At 65.9% G+C, this 13606-nt stretch carries 14 protein-coding genes; 6 read left to right on the top strand and 8 right to left on the bottom strand.

What is annotated here, in order from left to right; all coding sequences use genetic code 11:
• The first annotated feature begins 14 nt into the window (after positions 1–14).
• Together AADZ78_RS08295 and AADZ78_RS08290 are read left to right on the top strand one after the other, a co-directional pair.
• On the top strand, positions 15–1232 hold the full coding sequence (locus AADZ78_RS08295) for a sensor histidine kinase (RefSeq protein ID WP_139829115.1): 1218 nt from the start codon (positions 15–17) through the stop codon (positions 1230–1232).
• Positions 1229–1915 (top strand): response regulator transcription factor, encoded by a 687-nt coding sequence (locus AADZ78_RS08290; RefSeq protein ID WP_276062929.1) that lies wholly within the window; start codon positions 1229–1231, stop codon positions 1913–1915. The genes AADZ78_RS08295 and AADZ78_RS08290 overlap by 4 nt, the downstream gene beginning before the upstream one ends.
• 5 nt (positions 1916–1920) lie before the next feature.
• On the opposite strand, the gene AADZ78_RS08285 is transcribed toward AADZ78_RS08290, so the two are convergent.
• Positions 1921–3234: a cytochrome P450 gene (locus tag AADZ78_RS08285; RefSeq protein WP_204081521.1), complete on the bottom strand. Its 1314-nt coding sequence runs from the start codon at positions 3232–3234 to the stop codon at positions 1921–1923.
• A 104-nt stretch (positions 3235–3338) separates the two neighbouring features.
• Between AADZ78_RS08285 and AADZ78_RS08280 the strand changes: the two genes are divergently transcribed.
• Positions 3339–3998: a TetR/AcrR family transcriptional regulator gene (locus tag AADZ78_RS08280; protein WP_085253587.1), complete on the top strand. Its 660-nt coding sequence runs from the start codon at positions 3339–3341 to the stop codon at positions 3996–3998.
• A gap of 4 nt (positions 3999–4002) precedes the next feature.
• Here AADZ78_RS08280 and AADZ78_RS08275 read toward each other — a convergent pair whose 3' ends face one another.
• From AADZ78_RS08275 to AADZ78_RS08255, 5 genes are all read right to left on the bottom strand, one after another.
• The gene (locus AADZ78_RS08275; RefSeq protein WP_085253586.1) at positions 4003–4653 is read right to left on the bottom strand and encodes a nitroreductase; all 651 of its coding nucleotides are present in this window, start codon (positions 4651–4653) and stop codon (positions 4003–4005) included.
• 2 nt (positions 4654–4655) lie between these two features.
• Positions 4656–5588, bottom strand: coding sequence for an NADP-dependent oxidoreductase (locus AADZ78_RS08270; RefSeq protein ID WP_085253601.1), 933 nt, complete (start codon positions 5586–5588; stop codon positions 4656–4658).
• Between the two features lie 5 nt (positions 5589–5593).
• Positions 5594–6277 (bottom strand): uracil-DNA glycosylase, encoded by a 684-nt coding sequence (locus tag AADZ78_RS08265; protein ID WP_085253585.1) that lies wholly within the window; start codon positions 6275–6277, stop codon positions 5594–5596.
• Positions 6274–6564, bottom strand: coding sequence for a DUF1330 domain-containing protein (locus tag AADZ78_RS08260; protein ID WP_085253584.1), 291 nt, complete (start codon positions 6562–6564; stop codon positions 6274–6276). Before AADZ78_RS08260 ends, AADZ78_RS08265 begins: the two co-directional genes overlap by 4 nt.
• A 91-nt stretch (positions 6565–6655) precedes the next feature.
• Positions 6656–7624, bottom strand: a complete 969-nt coding sequence (locus tag AADZ78_RS08255; protein ID WP_085253583.1) for a thiamine-phosphate kinase — start codon at positions 7622–7624, stop codon at positions 6656–6658.
• Between the two features lie 52 nt (positions 7625–7676).
• Here AADZ78_RS08255 and AADZ78_RS08250 point away from each other — a divergent pair, with 52 nt between their 5' ends.
• On the top strand, positions 7677–8213 hold the full coding sequence (locus AADZ78_RS08250; protein ID WP_085253582.1) for a DUF3515 domain-containing protein: 537 nt from the start codon (positions 7677–7679) through the stop codon (positions 8211–8213).
• 149 nt (positions 8214–8362) lie between these two features.
• On the opposite strand, the gene AADZ78_RS08245 is transcribed toward AADZ78_RS08250, so the two are convergent.
• Positions 8363–9484 carry a D-alanine--D-alanine ligase family protein gene (locus tag AADZ78_RS08245; RefSeq protein ID WP_085253581.1) on the bottom strand — a complete coding sequence of 374 codons (1122 nt, stop codon included), beginning with the start codon at positions 9482–9484 and terminating at the stop codon, positions 8363–8365.
• A 40-nt stretch (positions 9485–9524) separates the two neighbouring features.
• A complete protein-coding gene (locus AADZ78_RS08240) occupies positions 9525–10541 on the bottom strand; it encodes an NAD(P)H-dependent glycerol-3-phosphate dehydrogenase (protein ID WP_085253580.1) in 1017 nt (338 codons plus the stop codon).
• A gap of 134 nt (positions 10542–10675) precedes the next feature.
• Here AADZ78_RS08240 and cofC point away from each other — a divergent pair, with 134 nt between their 5' ends.
• Together cofC and AADZ78_RS08230 are read left to right on the top strand one after the other, a co-directional pair.
• On the top strand, positions 10676–11317 hold the full coding sequence (cofC, locus tag AADZ78_RS08235; RefSeq protein ID WP_085253579.1) for a 2-phospho-L-lactate guanylyltransferase: 642 nt from the start codon (positions 10676–10678) through the stop codon (positions 11315–11317).
• A 37-nt stretch (positions 11318–11354) separates the two neighbouring features.
• Positions 11355–13589, top strand: coding sequence for an RNA degradosome polyphosphate kinase (locus tag AADZ78_RS08230; RefSeq protein WP_085253578.1), 2235 nt, complete (start codon positions 11355–11357; stop codon positions 13587–13589).
• Positions 13590–13606: the final 17 nt, after the last annotated feature.

The raw sequence follows: 13606 nt of genomic DNA, 5'->3' as shown, positions 1-13606 counted from the left end.
CCTACGATTGAAAAGTGTTCGATACCGCAGCGTGCTACCTGCGGGAACAGCTACGCCGACGGGGTGAACTGATCCCCGTCGGGATCACGTGGTCGTTCGTGATCATCACCGATGCCATGCTGCTATTCGGCGGATTGCTCGCGACACTGCAGCGACCCGCTGTCGACCTTCCGGTGACCCTGGTTGCGTTCGCGATGACCGTCTCGCCGGCGCTGGCGTTTTATTTCTTCAACATGAAGTTCGGCCCCGTGCTGCTGTGGGCGACCTGGTCCGCGGCCACCGCGGTGATGCTGTTCGCCACGTCAACGCACGTTCACGCCGATTTCGCCCCGGCATTGCTGGTGCTGATGGTCGGCGTTGTCGGGACGTTGACCTCTGGCGTCGGGGGGTTCCTGGCCGCCATGTCGGCGACCGCGTTGTTGCTCGCCGCCGCGGCGCTAGACCGCCTCGATCCGGTGGTGCTGTACCTGGGTTTCGTTGCGGGCGGCTGGCTGATCGGCTACCTCATGAACACCCAGCGCAGGCTGCTGGCCGAACAAATCCTGGCCCACGAGGCGCTGGCAGAGCACGCGGCGGCCGACGAGCGCCGGCGCATCGCGCGTGAAGTGCACGACGTCATCGCCCACTCGCTTACCGTCACGCTGCTGCATGTGACCGGAGCCCGGCGGGTGCTGCAGCAGGATCGCGACGTCGACGACGCCGTGGAGGCGCTCGAACAGGCAGAGCAACTCGGCCGGCAGGCGATGGCCGACATCCGTCGCACCGTGGGCCTCCTTGACAGTTCTCCAGCGAAGACCGCGCAATGGACGCCCGAACCCGGTATCGACGACATCAGTGTCCTCGTAGAGGATTTCGAGCGGGCCGGCCTGTCCGTCGCACTGCGTCTCCAAGGAAGCACCCAGCACGTCTCGGCAGCGGTCGGCCTAGCGCTGTACCGCATCACCCAGGAATCGCTGGCCAACGTCGCCAAACACGCTCCCGATTCCAAATCAACTGTGGTGCTTGATATTTCAATGCGCCTAGCAAGGCTGACCGTCAATAATCGATTACCGGCCGCGGTAGCCGCCGCCAAATCGCCGGAGGGTCGCGGTCTACGCGGCATGCGCCAACGGGTCGAGCTGCTCGGCGGAGCCATCGATGTCGGCCCGACACCCGACGGGTGGTCGGTGTGCGCCGAAATACCGCTGCATGACAGCGACACCGGCTGGCGCCCATGGCGGTGCACGCCATGATCCCTGTGACCGACAACGCACCCGAGATCGCCGTGCTGCTCGTGGACGACCAGGATCTGGTGCGCTCCGGGCTGCGCCGAATCCTGCGCCGCAAGGACGGTTTCAACATCGTCGCCGAATGCGCCGACGGTGACGAGGTCCCAGCGGCCGTGGCCCGGCACCGACCCGACGTCGTCGTGATGGACCTGCGAATGCGACGCGTCGACGGCATCGAGGCGACGCGGAGATTGGTTGGGGGGCAGGATGGAGCGCCGCCGGTGCTCGCACTGACCACCTTCAACGAGGACGAGTTATTGTCCGGGGTTCTGCGGGCGGGCGCGGCCGGCTTCGTGCTCAAGGACTCTCCGGCCGAGGAGCTGATTCGCGCAGTCCGGGCTGTCGCGAGAGGAGACAGCTATCTGGACACGGCGGTCACCTCACGCGTGCTCAGCACCTACCGAAAGGCAGGCCGAGGTCCTGATGGAAAACCGGGCGGTGACATCGCCGAGCTGACCACCCGAGAGCTCGACGTCCTCACGCTTATCGGAAAAGGCCTTTCCAACAAAGAGATCGCGGACGAACTCGGTATCTCAGGCGTCACGGTCAAGAGCCATATCGGCCGGATCTTCGGAAAGCTCGACCTGCGTGACCGCGCCGCGGCGATCGTCTACGCCTACGACAACGGCATCGTCGCACCGCGTTGATCCGGTCAAGCCGGCAGCCCGGCTGGCGTGGTCCGGCTGCTGCCGAGTTGTGCTGGCATATGCGTGAATCCGCGTAGATTGGCCAACGCCCGCCGCTGTGGGGGCGCGGTGAGCCGCAGTTCGGGAAAGGACTCGAACAGGGCCCGCAGCGCGGTGGTTCCTTCGATGCGGGCCAGCGCGGCACCGATGCAGGCATGGATGCCGGACGCAAACGCCAGATGCTCGCGCGCGTTGGCGCGGGTGATGTCAAAGCGGCTGGGGTCGGCGAACACGTGTGGGTCGCGATTGGCGCCGCCGAGCAGCAGCGCCACCATGTCGCCGGCGGCGACGCGTTGTCCCGCGAGCACAACATCGCAGTGTGCGGTTCGGGCGGTCATCTGCACCGGACTGTCGTAGCGCAGAATCTCCTCGACGGCGGTGGGCCACAAATCCGGGTCCTCGCGTAGCTGTGCCAGCTGCTCGGGGTGTTGCAGCAGCACGACGATGCCGTTGCCGATCAAGTTGACGGTGGTTTCGAACCCGGCACCTACCAGTAGCGCGGCGTTGGCGGTGAACTCGCGGTCGGTCAACGTGCCGTCGGCGGCCAGCCGGCTGAACGGGGTGTCGCCGGCCGTGCCGGCGCGCAGTTCATGGAAGCGATCCCGCAGCTCGCGATCGGCGCCGCGCAGGCTATCGATGGCGTGCCGGTAGGTCTTCCAGCCGATCCCCAGGTCTAACAGTGGAGCGCCGCTGTGCCCCCATTCCAGCATCCGCGGATGGGTATCGGCAGCGAGGTCGAGGATCTCGCCGATGATCGCGACCGGCAGCCGCGCAGCAAAGTCAGCGATGAGATCGGGATGTGTTGTGCGGGCGAGCTTCTCGACGAGGTCCTGGGTCACTTCGGCGACCCGAGAGTCGAGTTGGTCGATTGCGCGTGGGGTGAAGCTTCGTGCCACCAGTTGCCGATAGCGGGTGTGCTCGGGCGGGTCGACGATCACCATGGCCGGCGGTTCGACGGGGTTGGCAACGCCGGGGTCGGTCCGCGTGATCAGCGCCCGCAGTGGGCGCGGCAGGTCCATCATAGCCGGCGCTGTGACACCAAAGCGTTTGTCTCGCAATACTTGCCGACAAATCTGGTGATCGACGCTAACCCAGGTGAATGGTGTGCGCACCAACGGTCCGCGCGCGCGGATTTCCTCCATCAGTGGATACGGATCCTGGCGCCGCCCATCACCGACAATTAGCCGGGCCAAGGGATCGCCCCGTCGCGCTCGGATCTTCATGAACGCGCGGGGTATGCCATGCATGGCCAGCCATCTAGCCCACAGTCCGACGCCCATATCAACCCCCGTAAATCTTTTGAGGCATAAGAGACATATTTACGATAATTGTCTCGTATGATTCACGATACGGTGAGCAACCCAAGCAAGCAAGGAGCATCCACGTGACCGCGACCCGAACGGCAGCGTTCGTTCGACGCCTGACCACGCCCGATCCCGCTGTCCTTGCCCAGCTACAGAACCCCGACGAAATCACCACTCGCATCCTGGACGCCGCACTTGAGCAGGCCGAACTCGTCGGGATCCGCCGCACCACCATGGAAGACATCGCCCGCCGCAGCGGTCTGGGCCGCGCCACGGTCTATCGCCGCTTCCCGACCAAGGCCGCCCTCATCGACGCCCTCGTTCTCGCCGAGGCACACCGCTACCTCGACGGCAGCGCAGCGGCCCGGGCACAGGGCACCACCCTGGAAGACCGCCTGGTTTACGGCACCGTGTTCACCGTGACCTTCCTGCGGGAGCACGCCCTGCTGCGAAAGCTACTTCGCACCGAGCCCGAGACGATCCTGCCCAGCCTGACCATCGACGCCGGCGCCATCCTCGATTTCGCTACCGACCAGTCAGCGTCCCAATTGCGCACCGAGCTCTACGGCGCGAACCCCATTACACCCGAACAGGAGCGGCACCTGCGCACCGTCGCGGAGCTGCACGCTCGACTCACGCTTTCGTTCATCGTCACCCCACACACCAGCATCAACCTCGCCACCATCGACGACACCCGCGCATACGTGCGCACCTATCTGCTGCCGATGATCACCCGCTGATGTCCTACTCGTCGAGGAATACCACGTGCTTGTCCATGCTGTCGCGCCCAACACGCAGCGAGTTGGCGGGGAAGTCCGGGTCCGGGTAGCCGATCGCCAGACCACACAGGATGGTCATGTCGGCGGCTATGCCCAGCTGCTTGCGGACAATGTTGGGATAGCCGGCGATCGAAACCTGAACGCAGGTGCCAAGCCCGCGCGCGGTCAAAGCCAACAACAGAGTCTGCAAGAACATGCCGACACCCATGCTGTCGACCAGACCGAAATCCCGGTGCATCGACACGACCGCTCCCACCGGGGCACGGAAGAATTCCCAATTGCGCAGCACGGCAATGCGCCGGGCCTCGGCGTCGTCGCGGGCGATGCCCATCGAGCCATACACCTGGGCGCCCAACTCACGTCGTAGGTGAGCAAACGCGGCCGGCAATTCCGGAACGTTCGGGGGTTCGGACCTCGCCTTCTCCAGCATGGCCGCGACCAGTCGCTCCCGAGCGGCGCCAGAGGTCAAGACGAGGTGCCATGGCTGCGCGTTGGAGTTGGACGGCGCGCGCACTGCCAGCTCGAGTGACTCCTCGACCAGGTGTTGTGGAACCGGGTCGGGTAGGAACATCCGCGTCGAACACCGCAGCCGGATCGTTGCGTCGAGGTCGTACATGGCTAATCCCTCACCACCAGGACGGTCTTGCCGGCGCGCCGACCCGGGCGCCGGCCGCTTTCAAATGCTTCGCGGCCATGGTCGAGGGGAAAGGTCCGCGCGATTTCCACGTGCAGCCGGCCACCATCGACCAGCGCCGCGAGTTCGGTGAGTTGCCGTCGATCGGGCGCGACAATAAAAAATGTTGCCGTGACGCCATATTCGTCGGCTTTGCCATCCGGCGGGGGCGCCGACAAGGTGATTAACCGTCCGCCCGGGCGCAGAACGGCGAAGGATCGGTCAAGCGTCTGTCCGCCGACCGTGTCGATGACCACATCGAAGGTGGCGCCGACTTCATCGAACGCTTCGTTGCGCACATCGATTACCCGTTGCGCACCAAAGCCGCGGACCAGGTCACCGGCATCGCTGCGGATGGTCGCGGCGACGTGCGCGTTGAGGCGGGCGGCAAGTTGTACCGTCAGCGCACCGACTCCGCCAGCCCCACCAAGCACCAGCACCGACTCGCCCGGCTGGACCGCGGCGTGGTCGACCAGGGCCTGCCACGCGGTCAGCCCGGCCAACGGCAGGGCCGCGGCAACCGTGTGCGTAACCGTCGCCGGCTTGGCGGCCAGGTCGGCCGCTGGCACTGCGACGAAATCGGCTGCCGCACCGTCACGGTCGAATTGGATCAGTCCGTAGACCGCATCGCCGGCCTTGAAATCCGTTACATCCGGGGCGATATCGGCAACGACACCCGACACTTCGTGCGACACGATGGTCGGAGTCCGACTGGCACCGGCGCGGGTCCAGGTTTCCTCCCACGATAATTCGTCGAAGGTGATGGCAGCGGCATGTACCGCCACCAAGACTTCCCCGGCGGTAGGCACCGGCACCGGCGCGTGCTCGACTGTGAGCACCTCCGGGCCGCCCCGACGATGCGCGCGCAACGCCCTCATCTCGGTCACGGCAGCCGCCAGTCGACGGGATCGCCGCCCATCCCGGCGAGCAGCTCGTTGGCGCGGCTGAAGGGCCGCGAGCCGAAGAACCCGCGCGACGCCGACAGTGGTGAGGGGTGCGGCGACTCGATCGCGACACAATTGCCTGTGGCCAGCATCGGCTTGAGCGTCGACGCGTCGCGGCCCCACAAGATCGCCACCAACGGCTTTGAACGCGCGGCCAATGCACGGATCGCGCACTCGGTGACGGCTTCCCAGCCTTTGCCTCGATGCGACGCCGGGTTACTGGGGCGCACCGTGAGCACCCTGTTCAGCAACAGCACACCGCGCTGTGCCCACGGCGACAGATCTCCGCACGAGGGCTGGGGATGGCCCAGGTCGGCGGTGTACTCGTCGAAGATGTTGGCCAGGCTGCGTGGTAGCGGCCGGACGTCGGGTGCCACCGAGAAGCTCAGACCTACCGCATGTCCGGGCGTAGGGTACGGGTCCTGCCCCACGATCAGGACGCGTACCTCGTCGAACGGAAAAGTGAAGGCGCGCAACACATTCGAACCAGCGGGTAGATACCTGCGCCCGGCCGCAATCTCGGTGCGCAGGAACTGTCCCATCTGGGCCACCTGCTCAGTCACCGGCGCCAGCGCGGCCGCCCACCCTTGCTCGACGAGTTCACTCAACGGACGCGCGGTCATCCCAGTCCCTTCGCCAGCAGTACCACCGTGTCGGCTCCCGCACGGCGGTCCTTCGAAATCTCTTGGTATTCAGCAGATTGCGCCCAGCCGCGGAATGCGTCCTCATCGGGAAAAGACATCAGCACCACCTTGTCGCGGTCCCACTCCCCTTCCACCACCTCTGGCGACTCGTCGGCCGCGAGCAGTGTTCCCGCATGACGTCGGAAGACCTCGATGAACTTCGCCTGATAGCGGTCATAGGCCGTCCGGTCGGAGAATCTCAGCTGGGCGATCGCGTAGACGGTCACCGCGTCACCCTACTTTTTTGCCCGCGAGCGTGCGTGTTTGTGCAGCGACACGCCGCATGGACTGGCATTCTGCGCACGCTCGGGCGGTAACTCACGGGCGGAAAGATTCCCATCCCGCGTACCCGCCCCACTCCTCGCCGTCGACCAGCACCCGGGCCGGCCCGTCGAGTACGCGACCGATCACGCGCCATTCGGTCGGCGCCGGTCCGCTGAAGCAGGCCACCAGGGCGTGGTCTTCGCCCCCGCCCAGCACCCACGGCCACGGATCGGCGCCGACGGCGGCGGCAGCGGCGGTCAGCGCGCCGTGGTCGGCCGCCAAGGCCGCCGTGGACACATCGATACCCACACCGGATGCCGCTGCGACGTGCCGTAGGTCGGCGATCAGGCCGTCCGAGACGTCGATCATCGCCTGGGCCCCGGCGACCGCGGCGGCAACGCCCTGGCCATAGGGCGGCTCCGGCACCAGATGGCGCCGCCGCAACTCGTCGAATCCCTCAATCTCGTTGTGCCACAGCGCATATCCGGCAGCAGAACGACCCAGTTCGCCGGCGACGGCAAGCCTCGAGCCGGCTCTGGCACCCGAACGCAACACCGGCGCCCGTCCGCCAAGGTCACCTAGCGCGGTCACCGACACCACCCACTGCGGACAACTGACCAGATCGCCGCCGACGATACCGGCGCCGATTCGCTCTGCCTCGTCCCACATTCCGTCGACCAGTCCGGCCAGCTCAGCAGTCGGTGTATCGCCGGGTCCACCGAAACCCACCACGAACGCGATGGGCCGCGCGCCCATCGCCTCGATGTCGGCCGCGTTCTGGGTGATCGCCTTGCGGCCGACGTCGTGAGGTTTCGACCAGTCGAGCCGAAAATGCCGATCCTGCACCAACATGTCGGTCGATACCACGCTGCGACCATCGCTGACGGATACGACCGCCGCGTCGTCACCGGGGCCGATTGCAACGGCAGCGGGCTGTCGGCGGCCGCGCACCAACCGGTCGATAACCGCGAACTCACCGAACTGGGCCAGCGTCGGGGACTCACCCGATGCGTCGTCGCTCACGCCGCCTCCGTAAGTTGGACCGCGCGCCAGTCTATGAGATCGGAGGTGGCCGGTGCCCGAGTCCGACGGGCCGCCACGCGTCCTGATAATCGCCGCCGTCGCGCTGGCCGTGCTCGCGATCGGGATAATCCTGGTGATCGCGGCCACCCGCCACTCTGCGCAGCAACCGATCGCCGTGCCCGCGGTGTCCGCGCCGCAGGCCACGACTCCCGCATGCCAAGCGCTCATAACGGCGTTGCCCCAGCAACTCGGGGACTACCGGCGAGCATCCATCGCGGCGCCGGCCCCCGAAGGGACCAGCGCCTGGCGCACCGGACGCGACAGTGAACCCGTGGTCATGCGCTGCGGACTCGAGCGCCCCGCCGACTTCGTGGTGGGCTCTCCGATCCAGATGGTCGACCGGGTGCAGTGGTTCGAGATCTCCGGGAAATCCGGCGAGAACAGATCCACCTGGTACTGCGTGGACCGTCCGGTATACGTGGCACTGACGCTGCCGGCTGGATCCGGGCCCACCCCGATCCAGCAGCTGTCAGAGGTAATCGACCGCACCATCGCCGCGGTGCCGATCAATCCGGCGCCCGCGCCCTAGCGCCGGGCGCGGCGGGTCGGCACCATCTGGCTTAGCGCCGATCGCAAGCGCGGCGCTAGCGCCGGGCGCGGCGGGTCGGCACCATCTGGCTTAGTGCCGATCGCAAGCGCGGCGCTAGCGCCGGGCGCGGCGGGTCGGCACCATCTGGCTTAGCGCAAGCCCACGCCGCGGGCCAGTGCCGTGTCCACCATCGTCGCCAGCAGGGTGGGGTAGTCCACGCCGCTGGCCGCCCACATCCGCGGGTACATCGAGATGGTGGTGAATCCCGGCATGGTGTTTATCTCGTTGATCACCGGGCCGTCGTCGGTGAGGAAAAAGTCCACCCGGGCCAGGCCCTGGCAGTCGATGGCCGCGAACGCCCGCATCGCCAAGTGCCGCACCGCGTCGGCGACATCGTCGTCGACCTTGGCCGGCACGTCCAATTCGGCTGCGTCGTCGAGGTATTTCGTCGCGAAGTCGTAGAAGGCGTCCTCGCGGCCGCGCACACCGGCCACGCGGATCTCCCCCACCGTACTGGCTTCCACTGTGCCGTCGGGCTTTTCGAGCACACCGCACTCCAGCTCGCGACCGTTGATCGCCGCCTCGACGATCACCTTCGGATCGTGCCGACGGGCCAGCGCGACCGCGGCGGGCAGCTGATCCCAGCTCGTCACCCGGCTGACACCGATCGACGATCCACCCCGTGCGGGTTTGACGAAAACCGGCAAACCCAGGCGCTCGCACTCACCGGGGCCCAGCGTCGGTCGCGACGGACGCAACAACGCATGCGCGCCAACCGGAAGTCCGTCGGCCAGCAGCAGCTTCTTGGTGAATTCCTTGTCCATCCCCGTGGCACTGGCCAGCACGCCGGCGCCGACGTAGGGCACGCCGGCAAGTTCAAGCAGTCCCTGGATCGTTCCGTCCTCGCCATACGGACCGTGCAGCACTGGGAACACCACGTCGACCGAGCCCAGCACCTCACCGGCGCCGGGCGGTAGCGACACCAACTGGCCGCCGCGCACCGGGTCGGCCGGCAATGCCAACTCGGTGCCCGATTCGGAACTCACGGCCGGCAGTTGCCGGTTGGTGATTGCCAGTGCGTCGGGGTCACCGTCGGTGAGCACCCACGAACCTTCCGGGGTGATACCGATGGCGATTACCTCGAACCGCTGCGGATCCAGATTGCGCAGGATACTGCCCGCGGACACACACGAGATGGCATGCTCATTGCTGCGCCCGCCGAACACGACGGCAACTCGGATACGCTCGCCACGGCGGTCGCTGGCATTCACAGTTAAAAGAGGCTACCGGGTCGGGTACTCACGCCGTCGGTCACTCGGGCTTGGTGCTGCGCCCTAAGAGCAGGGCTATCGCCTCGTTCACCGACAGTCCCTTGTGGCAGACCCGATGCACGGCGTCGGTGAGTGGCATTTCCACGTCGTAGCTGGAGGCCAACGCGAGCACGGACTCGCACGACGTCACCCCCTCGACGACATGACCGTCCTGGCCATGTATTGCCGATTCCATGGGCTCGCCCCGGCCCAAGCGTTCGCCCAACGATCGGTTACGCGAATGCGGTGAGCTGCAGGTGGCTACCAGATCGCCCACCCCCGCCAGGCCGGCCAGCGTTGCACCCTTGGCGCCGAGCGCTAGCCCCAGCCGCATGATCTCGGCGAGGCCGCGGGTGATGATCGCCGCCGCGGTGTTTTCGCCCAAGCCCACACCGACCGCCATCCCGCAAGCGAGTGCGATGACGTTCTTACAGGCCCCGCCAATTTCAGTGCCGATGACATCGGCGTTGGTGTAGGGGCGGAAGTAGCCGCTGTTCAGGGCCCGCTGCAAGGAGACGGCCCGACCGGAGTCGCTGCATGCGACGACCGTCGCGGCGGGCTGGCACTCGGCGATCTCGCTAGCCAGGTTGGGCCCGGAAATCACCGCAACCTGCGTGGGGTCGCATCCCGTCACCGCCACGATCACCTGGCTCATCCGCATCAGCGTCCCGAGTTCGATGCCTTTGGCCAGGCTGACCAATGTCGCACCCTCTGGCAACAGTGGCGCCCACCGCTCGAGATTGCTACGCATCGTCTGCGCCGGCACTCCCAGCATCACCGTCGACGCGCCGTGCAGCGCCTCAGCCGCATCAGCGGTGGCACGGATACCGGGTGGCAACAACGCGCCGGGTAGATAGTCGGAGTTGTACCGGGTGGTGTTGATTTGGTTGGCCACGTCAGCCCGCCGCGCCCACATCGTGACCGCTGCCTCTGGGCCACCGGCCTCGGCGAGCACCTTGGCCAGGGCCGTACCCCATGCACCGGCGCCCATCACCGCCACGGTTCCCGTGCTGGCCATCTACCGCTCCTATCCGTCTCACATGTCGTCTGTCGCGGCATCTGCAGCCGCTACACCCTAGTTCAGCGACCGGCTATCGTCACGCTAGCTGGACGCTCGGTTGTCACCATCGCGCTAGTGTGACGCTCGTGAGCATGAGCGGCACCCAGGGCGATGTCGGCTTGATCATCGCCGTAAAGCGGTTGGCCGCCGCCAAGACCAGGTTGGCCCCGGTGTTCTCGGCACAGACCCGCGAAAACGTGGTGCTAGCCATGCTGGTGGACACCCTGACCGCTGCTGCACGCGTAGATTCATTGCGCTCAATCACCGTCATTACACCCGACGAGGCCGCGGCGGCTGCAGCGGCAGAGCTCGGAGCCGACGTACTAGCCGACCCGACGCCGGAGGGCGATCCCGACCCGCTGAACAACGCGATCGTCGCCGCCGAACGCGTCGTCGCCGATTCGTTCGCCAATATCGTTGTGTTACAAGGCGATTTGCCTGCGCTGCAGACACAGGAGCTTTCCGAGGCGATCTCGGCCGCGCGCCATCATCAACGCAGTTTTGTCGCGGACCGGCTGGGCACCGGAACGGCCGTGCTGTGCGCCTTCGGAACTGCGCTCGACCCGCGGTTCGGTCCGGATTCCTCCGCGCGGCACCGCCGTTCAGGCGCTATCGAGCTAACCGGCGCATGGCCTGGCCTGCGATGTGACGTCGACACACCCGCCGACCTGACGGCCGCTCGTCGGCTCGGGGTAGGCCCGGCAACCGCGCGAGCCGTTAGCGGGCGCGCCTGAGCGTCCGTACGATGAACGACAGACCAACAGCAAATGGATGTCCGCCGAGCGGTGGCAGCACTGCTGGGCAATAGGCAATGATCGCAGAGTGACCGATATCAAAGCTGAGGTGCGTACCGACGAGAACGCCTGGGACTCAGACGACTCTGCCCTGGCAGCACCTCCCGCCGCGACCGCCGACACGATCAGCGACCTGTTGCCAGACGATCGCTACCTCAACCGCGAACTGAGCTGGCTGGACTTCAATGCGCGGGTACTCGCACTGGCCGCCGATAACTCATTGCCATTGTTGGAGCGAGCCAAGTTCCTGGCGATTTTCGCTTCCAACCTCGATGAGTTTTACATGGTTCGGGTGGCCGGGCTCAAGCGCCGCGACGAGATGGGGTTGTCGGTCCGCTCGTCCGACGGTCTTACACCGCGCGAGCAGCTGCGGCTCATTGGCGAGAAGACCCAGCAGATCGCCGTCCATCATGCACGGGTGTTCCTTGATGCAGTCCTGCCAGCGCTCGGCGAGGAAGGCATCTACATCGTTACGTGGGCCGATCTGGACGAGGCCGAGCGCGAGCAGCTGTCGACCTATTTCAATGACCAGGTCTTCCCGGTGCTGACCCCGCTAGCCGTCGACCCCGCGCATCCCTTCCCATTTGTCAGCGGGTTGAGTCTGAACCTGGCGGTCACGGTGCGGCAACCCGAGGATGGCGCACAGCATTTCGCACGTGTCAAGGTGCCCGACAACGTCGATCGCTTCGTCGAACTGGAAAGTCGTACCGATAGAGAAGGGGCCGATGGGACCGACGGCCAGGCCGTCCTCCGATTCCTGCCCATGGAGGAGCTCATCGCGGCCTTCCTGCCGGTGCTTTTCCCCGGGATGGAAATCGTCGAACATCATGCATTCCGCATCACCCGCAACGCCGACTTCGAGGTTGAAGAGGATCGCGACGAGGACCTGTTGCAGGCGCTGGAACGGGAACTAGCCCGCCGCCGGTTCGGTTCGCCGGTGCGGCTTGAGGTCGCTGACGACATGACCGAGAGCATGTCGGAATTACTGCTGCGCGAACTCGACGTGCATCCCGGTGACGTCATCGAAGTGCCGGGGCTGCTCGACCTCTCGTCGCTGTGGCAGGTCTACGGCATCGACCGGCCGGCGCTCAAGGATCGGACATTCGTTCCGGCCACCCATCCCGCTTTCGCCGAGCGCGAGACACCCAAGAGCATCTTCGCCACACTGCGCGAAGGCGACGTGCTGGTGCACCATCCATACGACTCGTTCTCCACCAGCGTGCAGCGATTCATCGAGCAGGCCGCCGCCGACCCAAATGTGCTGGCGATCAAACAAACGCTGTACCGCACCTCCGGCGACTCGCCGATCGTCCGCGCCCTGATCGACGCCGCCGAGGCCGGAAAGCAAGTCGTGGCACTGGTCGAGATCAAGGCCCGCTTCGACGAACAGGCCAACATTCGGTGGGCACGTGCACTGGAACAGGCGGGTGTGCATGTGGCGTACGGGCTCGTCGGGCTCAAGACGCACTGCAAGACATCGTTGGTGGTGCGCCGGGAGGGTTCGGCGATCCGGCGGTACTGCCACATCGGGACGGGCAACTACAACAGCAAGACCGCGCGGCTGTATGAGGATGTCGGCCTGTTGACGGCGGCACCCGATATCGGAGCCGACCTGACGGACTTGTTCAATTCGCTCACCGGCTATTCGCGCAAGCTGTCCTATCGCAACCTTTTGGTGGCGCCGCATGGGATTCGCACCGGCATCATCGAGCGCGTTGAGCGGGAAGTTGCCGCCCACCGCGATAGCGGCAACGGTCATATCCGACTCAAGATGAATGCCCTTGTGGATGAACAGGTCATCGACGCGCTGTATCGCGCGTCGCGGGAAGGAGTGCGGGTCGAAGTGGTGGTGCGTGGCATTTGTTCACTGCGCCCAGGTGCGGAAGGCTTCTCCGAAAACATATTCGTGCGATCGATTCTCGGCCGCTTCCTGGAACACTCACGGATCCTGCACTTCCGCGCCATCGACGAATTCTGGATCGGCAGTGCCGACATGATGCACCGCAACCTCGACCGCCGCGTCGAGGTGATGGTTCAAGTCAAGGACGCCAGGTTGACCGCACAACTCGACGAGTTATTCGAGTCCGCGCTGGACCCGTCCACCCGCTGCTGGGAGCTCGGCCCCGACGGGCAGTGGACCGCTTCGCCCCAAGAAGGTCGCAGCGTGCGCGACCACCAAGTATCGCTGATGGAGCGACACACCAGCCCCTGACACTGTGTGGTGCCTCC

The sequence above is a fragment of the Mycobacterium riyadhense genome (assembly GCF_963853645.1).
In the GTDB taxonomy this organism is placed as follows: domain Bacteria; phylum Actinomycetota; class Actinomycetes; order Mycobacteriales; family Mycobacteriaceae; genus Mycobacterium; species Mycobacterium riyadhense.
This window is presented reverse-complemented; position numbering and strand designations above follow the sequence as displayed.

Bases quoted from the DNA above. Each gene is read 5' to 3' on its own strand.
- AADZ78_RS08290 (WP_276062929.1), top strand. From the start codon at position 1,229: ATGATCCCTGTGACCGACAACGCACCCGAGATCGCCGTGCTGCTCGTG.
- AADZ78_RS08285 (WP_204081521.1), bottom strand. From the start codon at position 3,234: ATGGGCGTCGGACTGTGGGCTAGATGGCTGGCCATGCATGGCATACCC.
- AADZ78_RS08275 (WP_085253586.1), bottom strand. From the start codon at position 4,653: ATGTACGACCTCGACGCAACGATCCGGCTGCGGTGTTCGACGCGGATG.
- AADZ78_RS08270 (WP_085253601.1), bottom strand. From the start codon at position 5,588: ATGAGGGCGTTGCGCGCGCATCGTCGGGGCGGCCCGGAGGTGCTCACA.
- AADZ78_RS08265 (WP_085253585.1), bottom strand. From the start codon at position 6,277: ATGACCGCGCGTCCGTTGAGTGAACTCGTCGAGCAAGGGTGGGCGGCC.
- AADZ78_RS08240 (WP_085253580.1), bottom strand. From the start codon at position 10,541: ATGGCCAGCACGGGAACCGTGGCGGTGATGGGCGCCGGTGCATGGGGT.
- cofC (WP_085253579.1), top strand. From the start codon at position 10,676: ATGAGCGGCACCCAGGGCGATGTCGGCTTGATCATCGCCGTAAAGCGG.
- AADZ78_RS08230 (WP_085253578.1), top strand. From the start codon at position 11,355: ATGTCCGCCGAGCGGTGGCAGCACTGCTGGGCAATAGGCAATGATCGC.